Source organism: Methylobacterium mesophilicum, assembly GCF_022179445.1.
In the GTDB taxonomy this organism is placed as follows: domain Bacteria; phylum Pseudomonadota; class Alphaproteobacteria; order Rhizobiales; family Beijerinckiaceae; genus Methylobacterium; species Methylobacterium mesophilicum.
The window spans coordinates 192780-217864 of the sequence record NZ_BPQU01000004.1 but is presented as its reverse complement, the minus strand read 5'-3'; the positions used below and the strand labels follow the sequence as shown (position 1 = coordinate 217864).

The following is a 25085-nucleotide window of genomic DNA, read 5'->3' as shown; positions in this document are numbered from 1 at the left end:
TCCGGCCGCGCCATCAACGTGCGGCCCCGGCGATGGCGGCGCGCAGGACCTCATGGTCAGAGAACGGCAGCGTCCGATCTCCCACGATCTGGCCGGTTTCATGGCCTTTGCCGGCCACGACCAGCACGTCGCCGGGGCCGAGTCGCCGCACGGCCGAGCCAATCGCCTCGGCCCGGTCGCCGATTTCTTCCGCGTTGGGCGCTGCCGCCAGGATCGCCCGCCGGATCGCTTGGGGTTCCTCCGTGCGGGGATTGTCGTCGGTGACGAACACAACATCCGCCAGGCGCTCGGCGATAGCCCCCATCAGCGGGCGCTTGCCCCGATCGCGGTCGCCGCCGCAGCCGAACACCACGACCAGCCGGCCGGACGCGAACGGGCGCAGCGCGGTCAGCACGCTCTCCAGCGCCTCGGGCTTGTGGGCGTAGTCGACCAGGCACAGGCCGCCCCGCGCCTCACCGATCCGCTCCATCCGGCCGGGCACGCCGGTGAGGTGGTCGAGGGCCGCGAACACGCCGCCCGGATCTGCGGCGCCGGCCGGGGTCGCGAGCGCCAGGCCGGCCGCCACCAGGGCGTTCTCGACCTGGAAGTCGCCGACGAGGGGAAGACGCACCGTGCGCGTCACGTTTCCATGCAGGAGCGTGACGGCCTGGGCGAAGCCCTCGGTCCTCGCTGAGACGAGGCGGATGTCCGTGCCCGACCGTCCGACCGTGCGGACCGGCCGCCCGGCGCCCTCTGCCGCCGCGATCACCCGGTCGGCATAGGCGCCGTCGATGTTGACGATCGCCGGGCAGCCTGCGGGCAGCAACTCCGTGAACAGGCGCAGCTTGGCCGCGAGGTATTCCTCGATGCTAGCGTGGTAATCGAGGTGGTCGCGGCCGAGATTGGTGAAGCCGGCTGCCACGAGACGCACGCCGTCGAGGCGGCGCTGCTCGATCCCGTGGGAGGACGCCTCCATGGCGAGCTCGGTCACGCCCTCCCGGGCGAGGCGCGCCAGGGTCTGGTGCAGCGTCACCGGGTCGGGAGTCGTGAGCGAGCCGTATTCGGCGCCACGGTTGGTGACGATCCCGACGGTGCCGAGGCTCGCGGCGTCACGACCGAGCCGGGCCAGGATCTGGCGCACGAAATCGGCGACCGAGCTTTTTCCAGCCGTGCCGGTGACCGCGACCACGGCCCCGGGCTGCGCTCCGGCGAGCCGGGCTGCGGCGAGGGCCAAGGCCCGGCGGGCATCCGGAACTGCGATCCACGCCACCGCCTCGGGTAGGTCGGCTGGGCGCTCGCCCTCCCCGGCCACCGCGACGGCGCCGCGTCCGGCGGCCTGGGCGGCGAACAGGCGGCCGTCCGCCTGGGTGCCGGGCACCGCGACGAACACGCCGCCCGGCACGACCTGCCGGCTGTCGGCGGTCAACGCCGACACGGTCAGGTCGGCGGCCGGGCCGGCGGCCTCCGGGAAGAGCTCGGCGAGGCGCGCGTTCACGGGCCGCCCAACTGGTTGACGTGGTAGGCGTTGAGCTTGACCATCTGGGGGAACGGTCGCACCGGCGGCTCGAATTGCGGCGGCAGGCCCAGGATCGGGGCGACCCGCTCGATCACCTTGCCGGTGACGACGCCCGAGTTCCACGCAGCCGTGGCGTAGCCGCCCGATTCCGGAAGGCCCTGCGGCTCGTCCATGATGGTGATGAACAGGTACTTCGGGTCGTTCATCGGCGCCGCCGCCATGAAGGTGGTGAACAGGCGGTTGTGGATGTAGCGCCCGCCGATCACCTTCTCGGCCGTGCCGGTCTTGCCGCCCACGAAATAGTACGGGACCGCCGCCTTCTTGGCAGAGCCCTCCGCCGCGTTGAGGCGCATGATGTAGCGCATCGCCTCGGAGGTCTGACCGGAGAGGACGTGCGTGGCGCGGGCCTTGTCGTCGGGCGCCGCCTTCAGGAAGGTCGGGGTGATCAGGTCGCCGCCGTTGGCGATCGCCGCCACAGCGGCCGCGGCCTGGATCGGCGCCACCGCGATGCCGTGGCCGAACGCGATCGTGATGGTGTTGATCTCGGTCCAGCGCGACGGGACGATCGGGGCCGCGCTCTCGGGCAGCTCCGTGCGCAGCCGGTCGAGCAGACCCATCTTCTTCAGGAAGGCCTTGTGGCCGGGCACGCCGACGCCGAGCGCCATCTTGGCCGAGCCGATGTTCGACGAGTGCGTGAACACTTCCGGCATGGTGATGACCCGGTTGGTGCCGTGATACTCGTGGATCTTCTGCCGGCCCCAGTTCAGCACGCCGCCGCGGGTGTCGAAGGTCGAGTTGACGTTGTACTTGCCGGAATCCAGCGCCATGGCCAGCGTCATCGCCTTGAAGGTCGAGCCCATCTCGTAGACGCCGACATTCATGCGGTTGATCCGGTCGGGCGAGAGCGCGTCCTTCGGGTCGTTCGGATCGAAGTCCGGCATCGACACCAGGGCGATGACCTCACCGGTCTTGACGTCGAGGATCATCGAGGCGCCGGCCTTGGCCTTGAAGTGGTCGATGCCCCAGGCCAGCTCGTCGCGCACGGCGAACTGGGCGCGCAGATCGATGGAGAGCTGCACCGGCTTCAGGTCTGCCTGCTTGCTGACCAGCCCGAAGCTGTTGAGCGCCTGGAGGCCGGTCGAGTCGATGTACTTCTCCATGCCGGCGATGCCGACGCCGTCGAGGTTGGTCGCGCCCAGGATGTGGGCGGCGGCGACGCCGTTCGGGTAGACCCGCTTGTGGTCCGGCAGGAAGCCGATGCCCGGGATGCCGAGCCGGTGGACCTCGGCCTGTTGCTTGGGCGTCAGCTCGCGCTTCACCCAGACGAAGCCCGCGCCCTTCTTGTCCTTGCGCGAGGACAGCTTGGCGCGCAGCTCGGAGGCATTGAGTTCCGGCAGGACCGCGGTGAGCAGCTCCACCGCCTCGTCCTTGTCGTAGATGTTGCCGGGCTCGGCGAAGACCGAGACGGTGCGGATGTCGGTGGCCAGGATCTCGCCGTTGCGGTCGACGATGTCGGGCCGGAACGCCGTCGAGGATGCGGCCGCGACCCGGTGCTCCTGGCTGGGCGGATCGCCGAACACCGCCATCATCAGCAGCTTGGCCGAGATCGTCCCGAACACCGCGACGAACACCAGCCCGACCAGGGCGACGCGCATGTGCGAGCGCTCGATGGCGAGCCGGAACATGCTCCGCACGAACGCCTTGGCGCGGGCGGCACGCATGTCCGGGTGCAGCGCCCGGGCGGCGGCCTCGAGCGCCGCCGCATCCTGCTCCGACACGGCGAAGTGCGGCGCATCGTGCGCCGGTGCGTCGGGCTCCGGGACAGGGTGTTCCGAGATCTGCGCCTCGGCTGCCGCGTCTCTGATCTGGTCGGCGTCTTCGGACACGGATGATTACCTCGAAGCGGTATTCGGGGTGCGGGTCGTGGTGACGGTGCGGGTGATCGAGCCGGTGGTGCGCGGCTCGATCCCGCCCTTGTCCTTGGGAGTCGCGGTTGCGGCGAGCAGCCGGCCGATCTCGTCGCCGCGCTCGGGGCGGGCGGGCAGGTCCGACAGGCGGGCCAGGTGGCTAGTGCCGATCGGCTCCAGCGCGAGGTGCTTGTCCACCGCCGCCTGCAGCCGGTCCGGCCGGGTCAGGAGCTGCCACTCGGCGCGCAGCACCGCGATCGCCTGCCGCTCCTTGTGCAGGGCGGTCTGCAGCTTCGAGACCTGACCGCCCTGGTAAAGCGTGTCGTACTTGATCGAGTAGGCGTAGATCGCCGAGGCCACGAGGCCGGCGACCGCCAGGAGGTTCAGCAGGCGGATCATCGGCGATGGCCCCCGCGGGCGGTGTCTGGCAGGCTCGCGAGCGCGTGGAGCGCCGCGAGCGGTTCGGGCAGGTCGGATTCGGTGCGCTCCGCGGCCCGCAGCTTGGCCGAGCGGGCGCGCGGGTTGCGGGCGATCTCGGCCTCGCCCGGCAGGACCGGACCCTTGGTGACGAGGCGGAAGCTGCGGATCGTCTCGGCTTGGCCGCCCGGCAGGTGGCGCGAGCCCTGGGCGGCGCGACCGCTGCGGGCGGCGAAGAACTGCTTGACGATCCGGTCTTCCAGCGAATGGAACGTCACCACGGCGAGCCGTCCGCCCGGGGCCAGGACCCGCTCGGCTGCGTGGAGCGCGCGGACCAGCTCGCCGAGCTCGTCGTTCACGGCGATCCGCAGGCCCTGGAAGGTCCGGGTCGCGGGATGGATGTGGCTGCCGGGCTCGACCCAGACCACGCCGGCGACCAACTCGGCGAGCTGGGCGGTGGTCTCGATCGGGCCGCGGCGGCGGGCCTCGTGGATGGTCCGGGCCACGGCCCGCGAGCGCCGCTCCTCGCCGTAATGATAGATGATGTCGGCCAGCACGGTCTCGTCGGCCTCGTTCACGAGGTCCGCAGCGCTGGGGCCGTCGCCGCCCATGCGCATGTCGAGGGGCCCGTCGCTGCGGAACGAGAAGCCCCGCTCCGGGGTGTCGAGCTGCATCGACGAGACGCCGATATCGAGCACGATGCCGGCGACCTGGCCTTCGCCGGCCTCGGTAAGCAGCGCGTCGAGGTCGCCGAACCGGCCCGGGACGAGGCGCAGGCGCCCGCCGGCCTCGCAGACCAGGGCCTGCCCGCCGGCGATCGCCCGCGGGTCGCGGTCGATGCCGATCACCTTAAGCGTCGGATCGGCCGCCAGCAGAGCGCGGGTGTAGCCGCCGGCTCCGAAGGTGCCGTCGACGGCGACGCCGCCGTCGAGCTTGAGCGACTCGACGACTTCGGCGAGCAGCACCGGCACGTGGGGCTGGCCGGAGGCGGCGGGGCCGTCGCGGTGCGCGGACGCCGTCTCGGCCGGGGGGCGGCGCCGGATCATGCGCGCCTCGCCGGGCCGGTGCGGGGACAGTCGGGGGTTCGGCGCGATCCGGAGAGTCCGGCGCGGATGCGGCTCGTGCGTCTCATGGTGCCCTGTGCCGGGCCGCGCGAGCGCGGCGCGCGTGACGGGAACGGCACCGGATGCGGAGCGCGCGAAACGCCGCGCACGGACGGGACCTGCACCTGTGCAGGTTACGCCCGGCGATCCGATACACGCCGTTGACGGGAGGATGCCGGGTATCATGGGCCTCGGAGGATCGTCAACGCGCGAGCCTGGCGCTGGCGAGCCGACCGATCTGACCCCGGTACGGTTAACCGAAGGTTTTTGCCGGGCGCGAATTTTGCGCGTCGCGGAGCCTGTAGAGCTACCGCGCGATCGCCGCGGCGCACGGGTCCGGGGGGAGTTGGATCAGCCGGCCTATAAGCCGGGTTCTGTAAGGCCGGAGCGCTCGCGCGCGCCGACGTGGCGGCCATTCCTCTGGGACGGTCGTTGCCGACCGCCTCGAGCAACCAACCCGGGCGACTGGCCTGGAGAGCGGGCCTGCCCTTCTCGCGAAGGGCGCGCCGCCCCTATTCGGTCTTGCTCCCAGTGGGGTTTGCCGTGCCGTCCGCGTTGCCGCGTCCGCGGTGCGCTCTTACCGCACCCTTTCACCCTGACCCCGGACGCATCCGGGGCGGTCTGCTCTCTGTGGCACTGTCCCTGGGGTCGCCCCCGCCGGACGTTATCCGGCACCGTCTCTCCATGGAGCCCGGACTTTCCTCCCCGGACGTCGATGCGCCCGGAGCGGCCGCCCGGCCGGCTGATCCGCGGGCAGATGCGCCCGCGCCGCCGTCCGGGTCAAGAGTCGCGGGTGGATTACCAGCTGCCGGTGTTCTCCATCGACGTCCACGGCTCCTGCGGCTCCTTGGCGCCGCCCTTCTGCAGGATCTCGATTGAGATGCCGTCCGGCGACTTCACGAAGGCCATGTGGCCGTCGCGGGGCGGACGGCTGATGGTCACGCCCTTGTCCTGGAGCTGGGCGCAGAACGCGTAGATGTCGTCGACCTGGTAGGCTAAGTGCCCGAAGTTGCGGCCGCCGGTATAGGTCTCCGGGTCCCAGTTGTAGGTCAGTTCGACCAGCGGCGACTTGGTCGCCTGGGCCCGCTCGACATCCCCGGGGGCGGCCAGGAAGACCAAGGTAAAGCGGCCCTTCTCGTTCTCGACGCGGCGGACTTCCTTCAGGCCGAACGCGTCGACGTAGAAGGCGAGCGCCCGGTCGAGATCGGCCACCCGGACCATGGTGTGGAGGTATTCCATAAGGCGGCTATCCCTCTGTCGGAGCGAGGGCCGTCGCGACGCCCTCTGCGGAAACGAACATGACCGGCGGAGCCGGCCTCCGTCCTAGCTAGAGCGCGCGCCCCCGGCCGAGTAGGCCGCCCGGGCCGGTCATGGCTTGCCCATGGCGATATCGGCCGCCACCGCCCGCAGCCGCTCCGGCTCCCGCTCCTTTCGCTCGCTGTAGCGGTCGACGAGATAGTCGGCCCGCTCGCGGGTCAGCAGCGTGAACTTCATCAACTCCTCGCAGACATCGACCACGCGCTCGTAGAGCGGCCCCGGCATCATCCGGCCGGCCTCGTCGAATTCCTTGTAGGCCATCGGCACCGAGGATTGGTTGGGGATGGTGATCATCCGCATCCAGCGGCCGAGGAGGCGCAGGCTGTTGACCGCGTTGAAGCTCTGCGAGCCGCCCGAGACCTGCATCACGGCCAGGGTACGCCCCTGCGTCGGCCGCACCGAACCTTCGCTGAGCGGCAGCCAGTCGATCTGGCTCTTCATCACGCCGGTGAGAGTGCCGTGGCGCTCCGGCGAGACCCAGACCTGCCCCTCCGACCACAGCGAGAGCGCGCGCAACTCCTGCACCTTCGGGTGGTCGGCGGTGGAATCGTCGGGCAGCGGCAGGCCGTGCGCGTCGTAGATCCGGACCTCGCCGCCCATGGCTTCGAGGAGGCGGGCTGCCTCGTAGGCAAGGAAGCGGCTGAACGAGCGCTCCCGCAGCGAGCCGTAGAGGATCAGGAAGCGCGGCGCGTGCGCGAAGGGTTGCGCCACCGCGAGCTGACCGGAGGTCGGCACCGCGAAATGCGGCCGGCTCAAATTCGGGAGGCCGTCGTCAAACGGTTGGGCGGGCTTGTCCACGGGCAGACATTCTCATATGTTCGTACTATCGTTTGATTGTTGAAACGAAAATGGACGAACCGCAAGCCCTCGCGGCCTTCATGGCGCTGGGTCAGGAGCACCGGCTGCGGGCGCTCCGGGCGCTGGTGAAGGCCGGCCCGGACGGCATGGCCTCGGGCGCACTCGCTAACGCCATCGGGGTCTCCGCCTCCACCATCTCCTTCCATCTGAAGGAGCTGCAGCAGGCGGGGCTGATCGGGTCCCGGCGGGCTGGGCGCTCGATCATCTACAGCGTCGCCTACCCAATTCTCGCCAGCCTGATCGCATTTCTCATGACGGATTGCTGCCAGGGGCACCCCGAGATCTGCGCGCCCGCGCTGGCCGCCTGCGGCTCCGGAACCAACGAGGTGGACCATGCCTGATCGCGCCTTCGACGTTGTGATCTACCACAACCCGGATTGCGGCACCGCGCGCAACACGCTGGCGATGATCCGCAACGCCGGCATCGAACCGCACGTCGTCGAGTACCTCAAGACCCCGCCCGCCCGGGCGCTGCTCAAGCAGCTCCTCGCCCGCGCCGGCCTCACGGTTCGAGACGCGCTGCGCGAGAAGGGCACGCCCTATGCCGAACTCGGCCTCGCCGACCCGTCCCTGACCGACGAGCAGCTGCTGGATGCCATCCAGGCGCACCCTATCCTGCTCAACCGGCCGTTCGTGGTCAGCCCCAAGGGTGTGCGGCTGTGCCGACCGTCCGAGCGGGTGCTCGATCTGCTGCCGCAGCAGCAGGGCGCGTTCGTCAAGGAAGACGGCGAGCCGGTGGTGGACGAAATCGGCCGCCGCGTCGGTCTCGCCTGACTCGGCGCCGGAAAGATTCCCGTCCGCATGCTCGCGCTCGCCATCTTCGTCGTCACCCTGATTTTCGTCATCTGGCAGCCGGGGGGATTCGGGATCGGCTGGAGCGCCCTGGTCGGTGCGGGCGTGGCCCTCGCCACGGGGGTGATCCAGCCGGCCGACGTGCCGGTGGTCTGGCACATCGTCTGGGACGCGACCTTCACCTTCGTGGCCCTGATCGTCATCTCGCTGCTGCTGGACGAGGCCGGCTTCTTCCACTGGGCGGCGTTGCACGTCGCCCGATGGGGCGGTGGGCGGGGCCGGCGTCTGTTCCCCCTGGTGGTGGTGCTGGGCGCCGCCATCGCGGCCGTGTTCGCCAATGACGGGGCGGCGCTGCTGCTGACGCCGATCGTGCTGGCGATCCTGCTGAAGCTCGCGTTCAAGCCGCAGGCCGCCCTGGCCTTCATCGTCGCCTGCGGATTCGTGGCGGATTCCACCAGCCTGCCGCTGGTGATCTCCAACCTGGTCAACATCGTCTCGGCGAACTTCTTCGCCATCACCTTCGGGCGTTACGCCGCCGTGATGGTGCCGGTCGATCTGGTGTCGCTCGCCGCCACGCTTCTGGTGTTGGGGCTGTATTTTCGGTCCGCGCTGCCGGTCACCTACCCGGTCGACCAGCTGGAACCGCCCCGTGACGCGATCCGCGACCCGCTGCTGTTCCGGGCGGCGTTCCCGCTGCTCGGCCTGCTGCTCGGGGCCTACTTCGTCACGGCGCCGTTCGGGGTGCCGGTCTCGGTGGTCACCTGCGCGGGCGCGGCCATGCTCCTGCTCCTCGCCCGGAGGGGCGGCCGCATCCCGATCCGCAAGGTGCTGGCCGGCGCGCCGTGGCAGATCGTGCTGTTCAGCCTCGGCATGTACCTGGTGGTCTACGGGCTCCGGAATGCCGGGCTGACCGATGCGCTGGGCGGCGGCCTGGTCTGGCTCGCCGGTTACGGGCCGCTCGCGGCGACGCTCGGGGCGGGCTTCGGCGCCGCGATCCTGTCCTCGGTCATGAACAACATGCCGAGCGTGCTCATCGGTGCGCTGGCGATCCAGCAGGCGCCCGACCTGCCGCCGCTGATGCGCGAACTGATGATTTACGCCAACGTGATCGGCTGCGACCTCGGCCCGAAATTCACCCCGATCGGCAGCCTCGCGACGCTGCTGTGGCTGCACGTTCTGGCGAGCAAGGGACAGCGGATCGGCTGGGGCCAGTACATGCGGATCGGTCTCGTCATCACCGTGCCTGTGCTGCTCGTCGCCCTGCTGGCCCTGGCCCTGTGGCTGCCCCTGCTCGGGACGGGATGATCCGGTGGCCGATCGGACCCGCCGCTGGCCGGTGATCTCCGCGCTGGGCGTCGTGCAGATCCTCGCCTGGGGCTCGACCTACTACCTCCCGGCCGTGATGGCCAAGCCGATCGCCCGGGATACCGGATGGCCGCTGGCCTGGATCGTCGGCGGCCTGTCCCTCGGCCTGCTGGTCGCAGCCGCGGTGTCGCCGCGCGTCGGGCGCGTCATCCAGGCGCGCGGGGGGCGCCCGGTCCTGGCGCTGGCAGCCCTGCTGCTCGCGGCCGGCCTCATGGTGCTGGGCCTGTCCCCCACCCTGCCGGTCTTCCTGGCCGGATGGCTGATCCTCGGCCTCGGCATGGGTTGCGGCCTGTACGATCCCGCCTACGCAACCCTGGGACGCCTGTACCGCGCCGAGGCGCGGTCCGCGATCACGGCTCTGACGCTGGTTGGCGGCTTCGCCAGCACCGTGTGCTGGCCGCTCACGGCGTTCCTGGTCGCGCAGGTCGGCTGGCGGGAGACCTGCTTCGCCTATGCCGGCTTGCACCTGACGGTGTCGCTGCCGCTGGTCCTCGCGCTGATCCCGCCGGCCCCTCCCCCGGCGGTGGTGACGACCGGGCAAGGGGCGCCCGTCGTACCGCTGACGCCGCGGCAAGTCCGGGCCTTCCTGCTGATGGCCGGCGTGCTGGTGCTCGGCGGCACCATCATGGCGCTGGTCTCGGTGCACCTGCTGACCCTGCTGCAGGCCCGGGGCGTCACCCTCGCCGCCGCCGTCGCGTATGGAGGCCTGATCGGGCCGTCGCAGGTCGCCGCGCGGCTGATCGAGATCGCCAACCGGGGCCGGCATCACCCGCTCTGGACGCTGACCGCCGCCTTCGCGCTGGTCGCCTGCGGGCTGCTGCTGCTGGCGTCGCACGAGCCGGTGATCGGCCTCGCCCTGATGATCTATGGCGCCGGCAACGGCGTCTACTCGATCGCGCGCGGTACCGTGCCCCTCGTGCTGTTCGGGCCCGACCATTATGCCGGGCTCGTCGGCCGGCTGGCCCGGCCCGCGCTGGTGGCTCAGGCTATGGCGCCGCCGCTCGGCGCCTTCCTGCTGGTGCGGATCGGGCCCGACGCCCTGTGGGGCCTTCTGGCGCTGTTGGCCATCATCAACCTCGGGCTGATCGGCGGACTGTGGCGGCTGAAGGCCGTCGCCGCCAGGTCGTCCTGACCCCCGGGGGCGATGCGCTGAGCTTCTCCGATCATCAGTCCGCGCTCCGCGACCGCGTTGCGCCGGGCCGCGCGAGGGACCAGAACGGGTCGGCCCCCGATCGGAGAGAGAGCCGAATGCGTACCGAGACGCCGCCGCTGATCCGCCTGGAGGAATACCGGCCGAGCGACTACCTGATCGATCGCGTCGACCTCGACATCCGTCTGGATCCGCACGCCACGCGGATCGACGCGACCCTGGCCCTGCGTCCGAACCCGGCCGGCCGCGCGGGCGCGCCGCTTCATCTCGACGGTGACGACCTCCGGCTGGTCTCGGTCGCCCTCGACGGCGCGGCGCTCGCCGCGGATGCGTACACGGCCACGCCATCGGGCTTCGGCCTCCACGCACCACCCGGGCAGCCGTTCAGCCTGCGGCTCGTCACCGAGATCGACCCGACCGCCAACACCAAGCTGATGGGCCTCTACCGGTCGAACGGGGTCTACTGCACCCAGTGCGAGGCCGACGGCTTCCGGCGGATCACATACTTCCTCGACCGCCCCGACGTCATGGCGGTGTACACCACCCGGATCGAGGCGGATCGGGCCGAGGCTCCGGTTCTGCTCGGCAACGGCAACCTCGTCGAATCCGGTTCCGCCGGGACCGATCGGCATTTTGCGATCTGGCACGACCCGCACCCGAAGCCCGCCTACCTATTCGCCCTGGTCGGCGGCCGGCTCGGCCAGGTCGAGACGCGCTTCACCACGATGGAGGGGCGCGCCGTCACCTGCGCGGTCTACGTCGAGCCCGGCAAGGAGGACCGCGCCGGCTACGCCCTCGATGCGGTGATCCGCTCGATGCGCTGGGACGAGACCGCCTTCGGCCGTCCCTATGACCTCGACGCGTTCAACGTCGTCGCCGTGTCCGACTTCAACATGGGCGCCATGGAGAACAAGGGCCTCAACATCTTCAACGACAAGTACGTCCTCGCGAGTCCGGAGACCGCCACCGACGGCGATTACGCGGCGATCGAGGCGATCATCGCCCACGAGTATTTCCACAACTGGTCGGGCAACCGGGTCACCTGCCGGGACTGGTTCCAGCTCTGCCTCAAGGAGGGGCTGACGGTCTTCCGCGACCAGGAATTCTCCTCCGACATGCGCTCCCGGCCGGTCCACCGGATCGCCGAGGTCCGGTCCCTGCGGGCGCGGCAGTTCCCCGAGGATGCGGGCCCCCTCCGCCACCCCGTGCGGCCACGCGCCTATGCCGAGATCAACAACTTCTACACGGCGACCGTCTACGACAAGGGCGCCGAGATCGTCCGGATGCTGCGCACGCTGATCGGCGCAGACGCGTTCAGGGCCGGCATGGACCGCTACTTCGCCGACAATGACGGCCGCGCCGCCACCGTCGAGGACTTCTTGGCCGCCTTCGCCGCGGTGACGGGCCGCGACCTCTCGGCCTTCGCCCGCTGGTACGAGCGGCCCGGAACGCCGCGCCTGACGGCGACGATGGCGTACGATCCGGCTGCGTCCCGCTGCACCCTGCGGTTCACCCAGAGCCTGCCCGGCGAGGGCGGCCGGGACACGCCGCCGCTGGTGATCCCGGTGGCGCTCGGGCTCGTCGGCGCCGCGGGACCGCTCTCGGGTGCGACCTGTCCGGATGTGCGTGACGGAATCTTCGTCCTTGACCGGGCCGAAGCCGAGATCGTGTTCGACGGCGTCACCGAGGAGCCGGTGCCGTCGCTGATGCGCGACTTCTCCGCCCCGGTGCGCCTGGATCTCGCGCTCACCGACGCCCAGCGCATGCGGCTGCTCGCGCAGGACAGCGATCCGTTCAACCGCTGGCAGGCGGCGCAGGACGTGGCCCTCCGCCTCATCCTTGAGCCCGATCCGGCCCGCGCCTACGCGTTCGCGGAGGCGCTCGGCCGCTTTCTGGACAGCGAGGCGCTGTCCGATCCGGCCTTCGCGGCCCTGGTCCTGGCCCTGCCGAGCGAGGGTGAGGCCGCGGACGCGCTGCTGTCGGACGTCGATCCCGACGCGATCCACCGGGCGCGGTTCGCGCTGCGGGCGCATCTGGGCCAAGTCCTGCGGCCGCGCCTGGAGCGGCTCGACGCCGCCCTCGCGGCGGCCGACGACGCGGCCTACAGCCCGGACGCGGCGTCGGCCGGGCGCCGATCCCTGCGCAACGCCGCCCTCGACCTGATCGCGGCCGGCGACCCCGAGACCGGGGCATCGCGCGCCGCGGACCGTCTGGCGCGCGCCACCAACATGACCGACCGGTTGGCAGCGCTCGGGATCCTGGCGCTGATCCCCGGTCAGGCCCGGGAGGAGGCGCTGGCGGGCTTCGCGGAGCGCTTCGCCGACGAGCCGCTCGTGCTCGACAAGTGGTTCGCCATCCAGGCTCAGATCCCCGAACCCGGGACCCTGGACCGAATCGCCCGGTTGAAGGCCCACCCGGCTTTCACCATGACCAACCCGAATCGGGTCCGCGCGGTGGTGGGAAGCTTCGCTTTCGGCAATCCGACTCAGTTCGCGCGGGCCGATGGCGCGGGTTTTTCGCTCGTCGCCGATACGGTCGCAGCCCTCGATTCGGCCAACCCACAGGTTGCCGCACGGCTCCTGACGGCCTTCGGATCCTGGCGTCGGCTGGAAAAATCGCGGGCTGCCAAAGCCGGCGAAATGCTTAATCGGATCAAGGCCATCCCGGGCCTCTCGCGGGACTCCGCGGACATCGTCGCGCGCACCCTCGGAGGCGGCTAAGATACTGAACTTGCGGTAGAAAACGATTCTCTGGCCGAGTCCTAACCCAGGGGGTGCGTCAAGGCCGAATGGTAAAAAATCCGTGGACAAGCGCCCCTCGAAGATGGTTGTATTCAATCAGATTCGGGGCGCGCGAGACGCCGCGGACGGATCGCAGTTCCCAAGGGTGAGGTTCGGCCATGCCGGAGGCGGCTTCCGCTTCCTTCTCCGCGCGTGCGGAATCGAGTCTTGCCGTTTCCTGGCCGATGCGCGTCCAGGATCCGCGGCTCGGTCTGGTCGAGCGGTGGCTGCGCTACGCCGTGCCGGGCATCCTGGCGGTGTTCCTGGCCTGCCTGATCGGCCTCGCGGCGCTCCACATCCAGGGCCAACGGGCCGAGATCCTGGCCGGCGCCAAGGCCGAGGTCGAGGGCTTCGCCCGGCTGGCTGCCCGGGCGATCACGTCGGCCGGCGGCCGGGCGGGCGACCTGCGCGCGCTGCTGCCGGAGAGCGAGCGGCACCCGGGGCGGCGCCTGCTGCTGCTCCGGCCGGATGCCCGCATCGCCGCCGCCCACCCGCCGCTGCCCGCGGGCTCCATGACCCTGGCCGAGGTGCTCGGCGAGAGCGAGCCGCTCTCGGGCCTCGGCGAGCGCGCTGGTGCCATGGCCCTCGACCTGCCCGGCGGCGAGAGCGTGCTGGCGGCGATCCACAGCCTGCCGGACGGGGCCGGTCAGGTCGCCGTACTTCAGCCGATCGAGCCGCTGATGCGCGGCTGGAGCGCCCGGGCCCGGGACCAGATCGTCCTGGTCGCGGCCGCGATCCTGGTGATCGTCGGCGTCGGCCTCGCCTACGGGCTGCAGAGCCGGCAGGCGACCCGCGCCGACCGCGCCCGCGAGCAGATCCGCGGTCGCCTGGAGACCGCCCTGCGCCGCGGCGCCTGCGGGCTCTGGGACTGGGACATCGCCCGGGGCCGGATCTACTGGTCCGATTCCATGTACGCGCTGCTCGGCTACCAGCGGCAGCACGAATATCTCTCCTTCGGGGCGGTGAACGCGCTGGTTCACCCCGATGACGGCGACCTCTACAGCCTCGCCCGGGGGCTCGCAGCCAACCAAACCTGCGTCGATCACGCCTTCCGGATGCGCGGAGCCGACGGCGCCTACGTCTGGCTGCGCGCCCGGGCCGAGGTGATGCCCGACGCCACCGATGGCGGCCGCCATCTCGTCGGCATCGCCACCGACATCACCGAGCAGCGGGCCCTGGAAGAGACCAACGCGGCCTCCGACATGCGCCTGCGCGACGCCGTCGAGGCGATCTCGGAGGCCTTTGTCCTGTGGGATACCGGCAACCGCCTCGTCCTGTGCAATTCGAAGTTCCGCCACCTCCACGCCCTCAGCCCCGAGGACGCGCAATCGGGCCGGAGCTACATCGACGTGATGGGCCGGGGCGTGCTGCCCCAGGTCCGACGCGAATCCCCCGAGGCCAACCTGGCGCTCACCGGGCTGGCCGCCCGGACCTTCGAGGCCGAGTTGACCGACGGCCGCTGGCTGCAGATCAGCGAACGCCGGACCAAGGACGGCGGCTACGTCTCGGTCGGGACCGACATCACCAGCCTGAAGCGCCACCAGGAACAGCTCCAGGCCTCGGAGCGCGAGCTGATCGAGACCGTCAAGGATCTCAAGCGCTCCCGCCGCACCCTCGAGCTCCAGACCCAGCAGCTCGCCGACCTGGCTGAGCGCTACCTCGACCAGAAAGCCGCGGCCGAAGCCGCCAGCCAGGCCAAGTCCGAGTTCCTGGCCAATATGAGCCACGAGCTGCGCACGCCGCTCAACGCGATCATCGGCTTCGCCGACGTGATGGAGAACGCGGTTCTCGGTCCCCTCGGTACCCCCCGCTACACCGAGTATTGCCGCGACATCCGCGAAAGCGGCTCGCACCTGCTCTCGATGATCGACGACATCCTCAACATGGCCCGGCTCGAGGCGCGGCGGGTGCGGCTGAACCCGCGGACGATCCCCGCCGATGCCGCCGTCGCGTCGGCGCTCGGCCTCGTCGAGGCGGTCGCCCGGGAAAAGGGGATCGCGGTTGGCATCGACGTGCAGCCCGGGATCGAGCTTCTCGCCGATCCGAGCGCGATGCAGCAGATCCTGGCCAACCTCGTGCAGAACGCCGTGAAGTTCACACCGGCCGGGGGCCGCATTGCGGTGCGCGTCCGCCGCGCGGGGGCCAGCACGCACCTGTTCGTCGAGGATAGCGGCATCGGGATTCCGCGCGCCGACCTCGCCCGGCTCGGCCGGCCGTTCACCCAGGTCGAGGCGCAGATGACCCGCAGCCACAAGGGCTCGGGGCTCGGGCTTGCGATCACCCGCTCCATGGTCGAACTGCACGGCGGCACCCTCCGGATCCGCTCCGAGGAGACGGTCGGCACCGTCGTCCTCGTGCGCCTGCCGGCCCCGGCCCCCGAGCAGACGGACCGCCTCGGCCGCGCTGTCGCCGCAGGCCGGAATGCCGGTCGCAGGTCGGTCGCCGCCTGAGCCGGCCGGCGCGTCACCGACTCGTGTCGAGGCCGCCCATCCGCGCCAGCCGGCCCTGCTCGACCTGCCAGCGGGCATCCGCCACGGCGCGTGTCAGGCGCCGGATCCGCCAGCGGCGATAGGGCGAGAGGTATCCCGATCCGCCAAGCCCGGCCTCGTGACGGCGCAGGCGTCGCAGCAGGTCCGGCAACAGCGCCGAGGCCGCGTCGGCGGTGGCGATCTCGATGGCCCGCAACTCGGCCCGGAACTCCGCCTTCCAATCCTCCATGGCGACTTCTCCGTGCCGACCGCGGTCTACGCGGGGAACCGTCGTCCGTTGCCGACCGATGGGCCGGGGTCTCGCCCGCGACACGGAATCGCCCCCTCAGAACGCGTGTCGCGGTCCGGCGTTTCCCTTGCAAAGGATCCACGCTTCGGATCGACCTTCGGGACATTGCAACGATGCGTTCAAGGACACAGCTCCGCCTCACCCTCGCAGCCCTGCTCGTTCTGGCAACCGCCCCGGCTCTGGCCCAGAGCGTCGGCTACGCTACCGGCTTTCCGGGTAAGGACCCGGCCGGCGACGAGGAGATCGGTTGGGGGCCGGCCTACCGTCCCGAGACCAGCTTCGCCCAGCCCGGCACGCCGCCGACGCCTGGCCAGATCGCCGGCCGGGCCTACCGGGCCCGGACCGGGCACGGTGTCTACGATCAGGTTCAGGGCGAGGGTCCATATCGCAACCGGTAGCGCAGCGTCCCGAAGCGCCCCGGCCTTCGGCGGGCGACGACGCGTGCGGCTTGAGCGTCAGCGCCGCCGCAGCACTTTCTTGGCCGCGATGCGCGCCTCCTGCTCGAACCGAGCCAGCCGCAGGCGCCGCTCCAGGGACAGGGTGCGATCCCCCGGCGGCAGGGCGATGAGTTCGGCCACCTGCGTGCGCTCGCGGTAGAGATCCTCCAGAGCCGAGCCCTCGAGCGTCGCCGAGTCGAGCCTGTTCGCGAAGCCGGTCTCGTGGCAGCCGCGAACGATCTCGGCCTCCATCAGCAGGCCGGGGGCATGGCTGCGCAGATCCTCGTCGTAGGCGGTCTTGAGCAGCGTCGCGGTGCCCCCGGCGACCAGGGCGAGGCTGACCGCGATCGGCCGCCCGTCGAGCGTCAAGGCATCCGCCCGGACGCCGACCGGGCCGGACCCTTCGGCAAACAGGGCGCGGGCGAGCGTCTCCGTCTCGGGTCGGCAGGCCATGGCGGTCCCTGCTTCACCCTTCCAGCCCCGGCGTTCGAGGGCGAGGAACGCCGCGACCAACGCGGCGAGGTCTGGGCCGCCTGTGGCGCTCACAGGCGCGAGGAGGCCGATCTCACCGAGCCGACGGGCGCGGCGGCGCAGATCCTTGAACCGAGAGCGGTTCGGATGCCCGGCCAGGAAGGCCGCGTGGTCGGCCCGGCGCTCCATCACTGGGCGCTCGAACGCAGCCACCGTGCCGATGACCCAACCGCGCGCGCGCATGGCCGCCAGCATCTCCGGCACCGCGCCGTCCTGCACCGGCAGGAGGGGCCAGCGCCAGGCCCGGCCGCCGGACGCCTGCTCCAGGCCGGCAACGAGGGCCTCGACCGCGCTGGCGCGCTCGGGGCCGTCGATCACCAGGGGCGCCGTGGCCGTCACCAGCGGCGACAAGAACGGCCGTGCGACCCGGCCACCGAGGCCGGTCAAGTCGCGCCGGAGCGCGAACGGCAGGAGCGCGGCCAGGCGATCCCCGCGGTGGACCGTGACGAAGCTCACAGCCTCGGGGAGCATCCCGGTGGCTTGGTGTGCGGCGACCGAGTGGTGCGCGTAATGGGGGTGGGGCGTGGCGCTCGCGGTGAACAAGGCGTCCCACGCCTCCGGATCCGGGGCCGGACCGACCGAGGCCGCCAGGCCGGGAGGACTTCCGAACGCGGCGGCGGCGTGGACGATCATCGCGTCGCTCCTGCGGACCAGATCGGAGTCGGCAGCCCGTGCAGGCGTCCCGCGGCGCCGGCCAGCAGCATGGCGCGGGTGATCGTCGCCAGCGCCACCGCGAACGCGGCACCCAGGGTTCCGAACGGTGGAATCAGGACCAGGCACAGGAGCGCGGCGGCGATCAGCATGGCGGCGGTGATGCCGGCACAGAGGCGCTCCCCGCCCAGCATGGTCAGCAGGTCCTCGCCGGGGCCGAACAGGCTGGCGGCGACGCTGCCGGCCACCAGCACGGCCAGGATCGGAACGCTGGAGCCGAGGCCGGGGCCGAACATCGCCAGCAGCAGGGGGCTTGCGACCACGATCCCGCCGCCGACCAGCAGGGTGGCGGCGGCGGTCAGCCGGCCCTGCCGGCGGACGAGGTCGGCGAGCAGCGGGCGGTCAGCCTGGGCCTGGGCGGCGCTGTAGCGCTGAAGCGTCGCCGCGCTGGCGGCGAAGTGCACGAACACCACGAATTGCTGGATCCGGGTCGCGGCGAAATACAGGCCGAGCTCGGCCGGGCTCACCAGGGCGCCGAGCACGATCACGTCCACGAAGGTGAAGCCGGCATTGGCCAGGTCGATCCCGGCGATCGGCAGGCTCGTGCCGAGCCAGGTCCGCCAATGATAGCGATGCGGCCCGGCCGGCAGGCCCGCCCGCAGGCGCGCCACGAGCAGGGCGGCCTGGAGCGCCGTGGCGATCGCGGCCGCGACCAGCATGCAGGCCATCGCGACCTCGGCCCGGGGTGGGGCTCCGAGCAGGACGGCGCCGACCATGCAGGCCATCATCAGGCTCTGGCGCAGCAGGTAGGGCGGCGCGATGGCGAGACCGACCCAGTTCTGGCTGCGCGCCACCCCTTCGAGGTAATCCTGGAGAGCGAAGAGCGGCATCACGCACACAGCCACCGCGATCGGCGCCCGGTAGGCCGGAGCGAACAGGCCCGGCTCGAGCCACAGCAGCGACGCGCCGAGGGCGGCCACGCTGATGGCCGCCCCGCCGGTCACCAGGGCGCCGGCCCGGATGTATCCGCGAGCCAGGTCGAGGTCGCCCCGGGCCTGATCACAGGGAACGAACCGGCAGGCGCCCTGCGACAGGCCCAGCGTCAGGGTATGGCCCAGCATCGCGGTCCAGACCCACACCGACGCGAACACCCCGTAGGCGTCCCAGCCCATCAGCCGGGCGGCGAGCACCTGCGCTGCGTACGCGAAGCCGGCCGCGCCGACCCGGATGGCGAAGACGGTAAGCGCGGCCCGCGCCGGGCCGCCTCGCAGGGCATGCAGGCGCCGGCCGGCGGCGGCGAGCAGGGAGCGGGCTGGGACGGCCGTGGCTGACACTACGCGCTCCGCGCCGGGCTCATTTCGCGCATCACCCTGAAGGCGGGGCCGGCCTTCGAAGCCGGATGATGCCCGTCGATCCCGTGAAGGCGGCGCCAGACACCAGGGATCCTCGGACGCGGGATCCTCGGATCCTGTATCCAGGACGCTGTTCCAGTCACCGCCGAAGAACGGTCTCGGGATGAGGGGTCTAGCCCGGGGCGCGTTGCGGCTCGGTTAAGGGCGCGGGGCCCGGCGCGGTCGTCGGTTCCGGGGCGGCCTCGGTCCGGGCGAGTGAGGTGGCGATGGTCAACGCCACGTGCTCGGCCATGCAGCGCAGGCCGAGATCGTTCAGCCGGAACTGCCGCCCGAGCATGTGGCTCTCACCCTTCTCGGTTCGGCTCGACAGGTAGCGCAGGGCCTCGTAGCGCCGGACCAGGGGCACCTGCTGCTCGTTCGCCACCGTCCGGACCGCGTCGACGATCCGGTTGTAGTCGACATCCGCCACCATGCTTGCGGTGTAGATCGGATCGACCAGCACCACGTCGATCCCGTGCGAGCGGATCCAGGCCACGGCTTCGCTCAGCGAGCTGGCGAAGGCGTCGGCATCCACCCGGGCGATGGCGTCGTGGGTCCCGACCTGCCAGACGACGAGGTCGGGCTCCGCCTCGGCCACCATGGTGCGCAGGCGCTCGGACGCCCCGGAGGCGATCTCCCCGGGCAGCCCGCGGTGGTCGATGGTCACGTCGATCTTGGGCAGGGCCCGTTCCAGGGCGGCTTCGAGCTTGGCCGGATACGAGGCCGAGGCGCCCGGCGCGGAGCTGCCGCCGATCGCCAGGATCTTGAGGGCGCGGTTCTCGCTGAGCGCGGTCCGGACCGCGCCGAGCTTGGCCATGGTGTAGAGCTGCGCACCCGGCACCCGGCATTCCAGCGACAGGCCGGGTTGATCGCCCGGACCCGGATCCGCCGGCTGCTCCGCCGCAACCGCCAGGATCGGCGCCGCGAGACCCAGGATCAGGCCGGCCAGCGCCCGGCGGATCCCGGAGGCGCGCCTGCGCCTCACGGCCGGGGCCGGGACGACTTGCTGCGGGTGCGCCATTCGACGAACCATGCGGTGAACCCCAGACCCACCAGGCCGCTTCCGGCGACCAGCATATCGACCAGCACGCCGCCGCCGGTCTGGAAACGCACGAGCTGCCCGAACAGGCTCAGGATCGAGCCCATCGAGAAGACCGCCAGCGAGTTCCGGCCCAGCTGACTGAGATAGCGCCCGACGACCCCGATTCGGGGAGCTATAAGTGCGTAAAGCGGAGCGAAGGCGAGCAATACCCCCAGGAAATGAAGAAGCCGCGCCGGTGTCAGGTAGGTCTTCTCGAACGTGAACAGCAGCCGCGGCTCGGGCACCATCAGGGGATCCGGCCGGATCTCGGTCACGGCCAGCACGACGCCGACGGTGACGATGGCGAAGCCGACCGGGACCAGGCGCCGCGACCAGCGGCGCAGGGTGTCCGAGCGCAGGCTCCAGCCCTGGAGCACGAAACCCAGCACCAGCAGCACCTGCCAGCAGAACGGATCGAAGAACCAATCCCCCTCCCCCGGCCAGGACGGGACGTTCCACTCGAACACGAGGCTGGCGAGATAGATGCCCCCCGACAGCGCCAACGCCGCGATCAGGCTGATGCGGCCGACCAGCACGAAGATCGGTGCGATGCCGATCAGCAGCACGTAGAGCGGCAGGATGTTGAAGAAGCCGAGTTGGTAGGTCATCAGCGCCATGCCGCAGACCGACTGGATCGGGTCTGCGAAGAACCCGCCGGCATTGTGCCATTCCAGGATCAGCGGGTTGTCGAGCAGCAGCGCCGCGCCGGCGATGAGCGCCAGGGCGAGCAGCATCACGGTGAGCTGCGCCCGGTAGACCTCCACGGTGCGGGCGAGCAGCCGCACCACGCTCTTGCCCGCGGCCTCCGGCTTGCCGTCGCGCCCGCGCGTGGCGATGCCGATCGACCAACCCGCCAGGAACACGAACAGCTCGGCGGCATCCGAGATGCCGTATTGCGAGAAGGTGTAGCGCTCGAAGGTGTTGCCCGGGATGTGATTGATGAAAATCGTCACCAGGGCGAAGCCGCGCCAGAAGTCGATCGCGTTGGGGTCGCGCATCGTCGCGGCGGCTCCGGGGTTTCGGCACGGGATCGGGGATCGGCGGCCCCTGATACGGCGCCGGACCGCCTCTGCAAAGGCGAACAAAGGGAGAGTTCGCGGGGGCAGGCGAACCGGGCGGTCACGCTCGCGTTAGGTCCGGGCAAGGAGATCCCACCACGATGACCCGCACGATCACGATCCTCGGACTCGCGGCCCTGCTGCCGGTGCTGGCCACCACGGCCGCATCGGCACAGGCTCAGACCGGCACCGGCGGCGGACCGACCTCGACGATCACGGCGCCGCACACCTCGTCGGTCGGCCAGACCATGCCACCCGCCTCCGGCGCCGGCGCCGCCACGGTCAACGACCGCCGCGACCGCACCCGGCAGCAGATCGAGGACGACAAGATCTCGCAGGGCATCTGCATCGGCTGCGCGCCGAAGTAGGCCTTTTCCGATCCGGACCGATCCGGGGCCATCGATTCGGCCCCGGATCTTTCACTCGGGCGTCACCGCAGCGCCAACTCGTCCTCGCTCTCGCGTGCGAGGCGAAGCAGGTTCTGGCCGTAATTGGTCTTGGCGAACATCTCGCCGCGGGCGATCAGCTGGTCGCGGGTGATTAAGTTCTGGAGGAAAGCGATCTCCTCCAGGCAGGCCACCTGCAGGCCCTGGCGGTTCTGCAGGGTGCGGACGAACTCGCTGGCCTCCAGCAGGCTGTCATGCGTCCCGGTGTCGAGCCAGGCATAGCCGCGCGACATCCGCTCGACATAGAGCTGTCCGCGCTCGAGATAGGCCTCGTTGACGCTGGTGATCTCCAGCTCGCCCCGGGCCGACGGCTTCACGGCGGCGGCAATGTCGAGCACCTGGTTGTCGTAGAAGTACAGGCCGGTCACCGCCCAGGTCGATTCCGGGTTCTGCGGCTTCTCGACGATCTTGGTCGGGCGCCCGCTCTTGTCGAGATTGACCACGCCGTAGGCCTGCGGGTTGTCGACGTGGTAGGCGAACACCGTCGCGCCGTCCTTGCGCGACCGCGCCTGGTTCAGCAACTCCCTCATGCCGGCGCCGAAGAACAGGTTGTCGCCCAGGATCAGCGCCACGTCGTCGGTGCCCACGAAGTCGCGCCCGATCACGAAGGCCTGGGCCAGGCCCTCCGGCCGCGGCTGCACCGCGTAGCTGAACTGCAGGCCGAACTGCTCGCCGGTGCCGAACAGGCGCTTGTAGTTGTCGAGGTGCTCCGGCGAGGAGATGATCAGGATCTCGCGGATGCCGGCGAGCATCAGCACCGAGATCGGATAGTAGATCATCGGCTTGTCGTAGACCGGCAGCAACTGCTTGTTGATCGACAGCGTGGCCGGGTGCAGGCGCGTGCCGGATCCGCCGGCCAGGACGATGCCCTTCATGGCTTGGAAGCTCCCTCTCGAACCGGCCCCACGAGCCGGTCGAGGATGTCGTCGAGCGCCGCCTGCCAGGGCCGCGGCGCGAGGCCGTAGGCCGCCGTCAGGCTGTCGGTGGACAGGCGCGAATTGGCCGGCCGCCGGGCCGGTGTCGGATAGGCGGAGGTCGGGATGCCGGTGACCGGGATCGACCGGCCCCCGCGCCGGGCGGACCCGGCTACGATCGCCTCGGCGAAGCCGTGCCAGGTGGTGGCGCCGGCATTCACATAATGGAACGTGCCGGTGGGCGCGTCCGCATCCTCGGCCAAACGCTGCGCAATGGTCGCCAGGGCGGCGGCGAGGTCGGCCCCGGAGGTCGGGCAGCCATGCTGGTCGTCGACGACCGTGAGGGCGTCGCGCTCGCCGGCGAGCCGCAACATCGTCTTGACGAAGTTGCCCCGGTGCGGGCTCACCACCCAGGCGGTGCGCACGATCGCGTGGCGCGGGTTGGCAGTGCGCACGGCGAGTTCGCCCGCGGCCTTGCTGGCGCCGTAGACGCTCTGCGGGTCGATCGCCTCGTCTGGGGCATAGGCGCGGTCGGGCTTGGTGCCGGCGAAGACGTAGTCGGTCGAGACGTGAACGAGCGGGATTTTCTTCTGGGCCGTCGCGGCGGCCAGGATCGCCGGGGCGAGCGCGTTCAGGCGCCAGGCCTCGACGACGTCGGACTCGGCCTTGTCGACGGCCGTATAGGCGGCGGTGTTGATCACCGCCCGGTAGGCGCGCGCGTCCAGGGTCCGGGCGACGGCGCCCGGGTCGGTGATGTCGAGCTCGGCGCGGCTCGGCGCGTGCACCAAAACTCCGACCGGCCAGGCCAGGGCCTGCAGCTCGGTGCCGACCTGGCCGGCGCCGCCGAGGACCAGGAAGTCCATCAGCGGGTCAGCCCGAGGCGCTCGCCCGTGTAGCGGCCCTCGCGGATCGGGCGCCACCAGCTCTCGTTGTCGAGGTACCAGGCCACGGTCTCTTCGAGCGCCTGCTCGAAGGTCTTTTGAGGCTTCCAGCCGAGCTCGGTCTCGGCCTTGGTGCAGTCGATGGCGTAGCGCCGGTCATGGCCCGGCCGGTCGGTGACGAAGCTGATCAGCTGCTCGTGGGGCCCGTTCGCCGGCCGCAGCCGGTCGAAGGCCGCGCAGAGGGCCTTCACCACCGCGAGGTTGTTGCGCACTGCCCGCCCGCCGAGCAGGTAGGTGTTGCCGATCCGGCCACGCTCCAGCACGGCGACCAAACCCTTGGCGTGGTCCTCGACATGGATCCAGTCGCGCTCGTTCAGGCCGTCGCCGTAAACCGGCAGCTTCTTGCCCTCGAGGGCATTGAGGATCATCAGCGGGATCAATTTTTCCGGGAAGTGCCGCGGGCCGTAATTGTTCGAGCAGTTGGTCACCAGCACCGGCAGCCCGTAGGTCTCGTGCCAGGCGCGAGCCAGGTGATCGGACGCCGCCTTCGAGGCCGAGTAGGGCGAACGCGGGTCGTAGCGGCTGTCCTCGGTGAAGAACGCCTCCGGGGGCAGCGAGCCGTAGACCTCGTCGGTGGAGACGTGGAGGAACCGGAACGACTTCTTCTCCGCCTCCGGCAGGGTCTCGAAATACCCGCGGGCCCCGTCCAGCATGGTCTGGGTGCCGATGACGTTGGTGCGCACGAACGCGCCCGGATCGGTGATCGAGCGGTCGACATGGCTCTCGGCGGCCAGATGCATCACCGCCTGCGGCTTGAAGTCGGCCATGGCGGCCTGCACGGCGGCGCGATCGCAGATGTCGGCCTCGACCAGCCGGTGGCGCGGGTTGTCGGCGAGCGGCGCGAGGGAGATCGGGTTGGCCGCGTAGGTCATCGCGTCGAGGGTGCAGACCTCGTGGCCGAGATCGTTGACGAGGTGCAGCACCAGCGCCGAGCCGATGAAGCCGCAGCCTCCGGTCACGAGAATGCGCATGGTGGGTCCCCTTCAAATCGTTCGCGTGCGGAAATGAACTGCCGGAAGCTAAAGACCGCCCGGCGTGACGGAAATACGGCCAGGCCGCACGGCGGCCGGAAACGCGGGATCAGAACACCCGGCCGAGATCGGCGAGCCGGGGCGCGCGGCGGTCCTTGTCGGACAGGATCGCGGCCTCGCCCGAGACCGGCCACGGGATCCCGATCTCGGGATCGTCCCAGGCCAGCGCCCGGTCGTGCTCCGGGCTGTAATAGGCGTCGACCTTGTAGGCGACCATGACGTCCGGGGTCAGGGTGCAGAAGCCGTGGGCGAAGCCGTGCGGGATGTAGAGCTGCTCGCCGCCCTCGGCGTCGAGCGTCACCGCCACGTACTTACCGAAGGTCGGCGATCCGCTGCGGATATCCACCGCCACGTCGAGGATCGTGCCCTGGAGCGCCCGGATCAGCTTGGCCTGGGCCTGCGGGGCGACCTGGAAGTGCAGGCCGCGGATCGTGCCCTGCGGCGCCGAGAACGACTGGTTGTCCTGCACGAACGGGGTGGTGATCCCGGCCCGGGCCATCGCGTCGGCTCGGAACGTCTCCGAGAACCACCCGCGCGCGTCGCCGAAGCGCTTCGGCTTGATGCGCTTCACGTCCGGGATTTCGGTCTCGACCACGTCCATGCCAGCGCGCCCCTCCCCGCGGATGCTGCCGGGCAGCCCCG

Annotated in this window: 23 protein-coding genes and 1 other RNA gene; 8 read left to right on the top strand and 16 right to left on the bottom strand. The window is 70.8% G+C overall.

The window, feature by feature from the left end; all coding sequences use genetic code 11:
• Window positions 1–13: 13 nt before the first annotated feature.
• The 7 genes from MFF40_RS07040 to arsH all read right to left on the bottom strand — a co-directional run bounded on the left by MFF40_RS07040 (window position 14) and on the right by arsH (window position 7037).
• Window positions 14–1474 carry a UDP-N-acetylmuramoyl-L-alanyl-D-glutamate--2,6-diaminopimelate ligase gene (locus tag MFF40_RS07040; RefSeq protein ID WP_147897294.1) on the bottom strand — a complete coding sequence of 487 codons (1461 nt, stop codon included), beginning with the start codon at window positions 1472–1474 and terminating at the stop codon, window positions 14–16.
• Entirely contained in the window at window positions 1471–3381 is a 1911-nt protein-coding gene (locus MFF40_RS07035) for a peptidoglycan D,D-transpeptidase FtsI family protein (protein ID WP_147856842.1), read from the bottom strand. The genes MFF40_RS07040 and MFF40_RS07035 overlap by 4 nt, the downstream gene beginning before the upstream one ends.
• A gap of 6 nt (window positions 3382–3387) precedes the next feature.
• Window positions 3388–3801 carry a cell division protein FtsL gene (ftsL, locus tag MFF40_RS07030; RefSeq protein WP_147856841.1) on the bottom strand — a complete coding sequence of 138 codons (414 nt, stop codon included), beginning with the start codon at window positions 3799–3801 and terminating at the stop codon, window positions 3388–3390.
• Complete coding sequence (gene rsmH, locus MFF40_RS07025; protein WP_238260018.1) at window positions 3798–4865, bottom strand: 16S rRNA (cytosine(1402)-N(4))-methyltransferase RsmH; 1068 nt, start codon at window positions 4863–4865, stop codon at window positions 3798–3800. Before rsmH ends, ftsL begins: the two co-directional genes overlap by 4 nt.
• 404 nt (window positions 4866–5269) lie before the next feature.
• An RNA gene (rnpB, locus tag MFF40_RS07020) (RNase P RNA component class A) lies at window positions 5270–5668 on the bottom strand.
• 52 nt (window positions 5669–5720) lie between these two features.
• Complete coding sequence (locus MFF40_RS07015) at window positions 5721–6161, bottom strand: VOC family protein (RefSeq protein ID WP_147897149.1); 441 nt, start codon at window positions 6159–6161, stop codon at window positions 5721–5723.
• 129 nt (window positions 6162–6290) lie between these two features.
• The gene (gene arsH / locus MFF40_RS07010; protein WP_147855467.1) at window positions 6291–7037 is read right to left on the bottom strand and encodes an arsenical resistance protein ArsH; all 747 of its coding nucleotides are present in this window, start codon (window positions 7035–7037) and stop codon (window positions 6291–6293) included.
• A 50-nt stretch (window positions 7038–7087) separates the two neighbouring features.
• On the opposite strand from arsH, the gene MFF40_RS07005 reads away from it, so the two are divergent.
• The 6 genes from MFF40_RS07005 to MFF40_RS06980 all read left to right on the top strand — a co-directional run bounded on the left by MFF40_RS07005 (window position 7088) and on the right by MFF40_RS06980 (window position 15634).
• Window positions 7088–7438, top strand: a complete 351-nt coding sequence (locus MFF40_RS07005; RefSeq protein WP_147855466.1) for an ArsR/SmtB family transcription factor — start codon at window positions 7088–7090, stop codon at window positions 7436–7438.
• Window positions 7431–7871, top strand: a complete 441-nt coding sequence (arsC, locus tag MFF40_RS07000) for an arsenate reductase (glutaredoxin) (protein ID WP_147855465.1) — start codon at window positions 7431–7433, stop codon at window positions 7869–7871. The genes MFF40_RS07005 and arsC overlap by 8 nt, the downstream gene beginning before the upstream one ends.
• Before the next feature lie 27 nt (window positions 7872–7898).
• Window positions 7899–9194 carry an arsenic transporter gene (locus MFF40_RS06995; RefSeq protein WP_147855464.1) on the top strand — a complete coding sequence of 432 codons (1296 nt, stop codon included), beginning with the start codon at window positions 7899–7901 and terminating at the stop codon, window positions 9192–9194.
• Window positions 9195–9198: 4 nt separating this feature from the next.
• Window positions 9199–10386, top strand: a complete 1188-nt coding sequence (locus tag MFF40_RS06990) for an MFS transporter (RefSeq protein ID WP_147855463.1) — start codon at window positions 9199–9201, stop codon at window positions 10384–10386.
• Window positions 10387–10502: 116 nt separating this feature from the next.
• A complete protein-coding gene (gene pepN / locus MFF40_RS06985) occupies window positions 10503–13124 on the top strand; it encodes an aminopeptidase N (RefSeq protein ID WP_147897148.1) in 2622 nt (873 codons plus the stop codon).
• A gap of 179 nt (window positions 13125–13303) precedes the next feature.
• Window positions 13304–15634: a PAS domain-containing sensor histidine kinase gene (locus MFF40_RS06980; protein WP_147897147.1), complete on the top strand. Its 2331-nt coding sequence runs from the start codon at window positions 13304–13306 to the stop codon at window positions 15632–15634.
• Between the two features lie 13 nt (window positions 15635–15647).
• Here MFF40_RS06980 and MFF40_RS06975 read toward each other — a convergent pair whose 3' ends face one another.
• A complete protein-coding gene (locus tag MFF40_RS06975) occupies window positions 15648–15902 on the bottom strand; it encodes a hypothetical protein (RefSeq protein ID WP_147856824.1) in 255 nt (84 codons plus the stop codon).
• A 173-nt stretch (window positions 15903–16075) separates the two neighbouring features.
• Between MFF40_RS06975 and MFF40_RS06970 the strand changes: the two genes are divergently transcribed.
• Window positions 16076–16360, top strand: coding sequence for a hypothetical protein (locus MFF40_RS06970; protein ID WP_147856825.1), 285 nt, complete (start codon window positions 16076–16078; stop codon window positions 16358–16360).
• 57 nt (window positions 16361–16417) lie between these two features.
• Here the strand turns inward: MFF40_RS06970 and MFF40_RS06965 are convergent, their stop codons facing one another.
• The 4 genes from MFF40_RS06965 to MFF40_RS06950 form a co-directional block, all read right to left on the bottom strand.
• A complete protein-coding gene (locus tag MFF40_RS06965; RefSeq protein ID WP_147897146.1) occupies window positions 16418–17563 on the bottom strand; it encodes a GNAT family N-acetyltransferase in 1146 nt (381 codons plus the stop codon).
• Window positions 17560–18915 (bottom strand): lipopolysaccharide biosynthesis protein, encoded by a 1356-nt coding sequence (locus tag MFF40_RS06960; RefSeq protein WP_147897145.1) that lies wholly within the window; start codon window positions 18913–18915, stop codon window positions 17560–17562. The genes MFF40_RS06965 and MFF40_RS06960 overlap by 4 nt, the downstream gene beginning before the upstream one ends.
• Window positions 18916–19105: 190 nt before the next feature.
• Window positions 19106–19993 (bottom strand): SGNH/GDSL hydrolase family protein, encoded by an 888-nt coding sequence (locus tag MFF40_RS06955; protein WP_147897144.1) that lies wholly within the window; start codon window positions 19991–19993, stop codon window positions 19106–19108.
• Window positions 19954–21051: an OpgC family protein gene (locus MFF40_RS06950; protein ID WP_147897143.1), complete on the bottom strand. Its 1098-nt coding sequence runs from the start codon at window positions 21049–21051 to the stop codon at window positions 19954–19956. Before MFF40_RS06950 ends, MFF40_RS06955 begins: the two co-directional genes overlap by 40 nt.
• Before the next feature lie 161 nt (window positions 21052–21212).
• Here MFF40_RS06950 and MFF40_RS06945 point away from each other — a divergent pair, with 161 nt between their 5' ends.
• Window positions 21213–21479 (top strand): hypothetical protein, encoded by a 267-nt coding sequence (locus MFF40_RS06945; RefSeq protein ID WP_147855040.1) that lies wholly within the window; start codon window positions 21213–21215, stop codon window positions 21477–21479.
• 62 nt (window positions 21480–21541) lie between these two features.
• On the opposite strand, the gene rfbA is transcribed toward MFF40_RS06945, so the two are convergent.
• The 4 genes from rfbA to rfbC form a co-directional block, all read right to left on the bottom strand.
• Entirely contained in the window at window positions 21542–22432 is an 891-nt protein-coding gene (gene rfbA, locus MFF40_RS06940; RefSeq protein ID WP_238260017.1) for a glucose-1-phosphate thymidylyltransferase RfbA, read from the bottom strand.
• Window positions 22429–23334, bottom strand: a complete 906-nt coding sequence (rfbD, locus tag MFF40_RS06935; protein WP_147855038.1) for a dTDP-4-dehydrorhamnose reductase — start codon at window positions 23332–23334, stop codon at window positions 22429–22431. Before rfbD ends, rfbA begins: the two co-directional genes overlap by 4 nt.
• Complete coding sequence (gene rfbB, locus MFF40_RS06930; protein ID WP_238260016.1) at window positions 23334–24383, bottom strand: dTDP-glucose 4,6-dehydratase; 1050 nt, start codon at window positions 24381–24383, stop codon at window positions 23334–23336. The genes rfbD and rfbB overlap by 1 nt, the downstream gene beginning before the upstream one ends.
• A gap of 109 nt (window positions 24384–24492) precedes the next feature.
• Complete coding sequence (rfbC, locus tag MFF40_RS06925; RefSeq protein WP_147855044.1) at window positions 24493–25044, bottom strand: dTDP-4-dehydrorhamnose 3,5-epimerase; 552 nt, start codon at window positions 25042–25044, stop codon at window positions 24493–24495.
• Window positions 25045–25085: the final 41 nt, after the last annotated feature.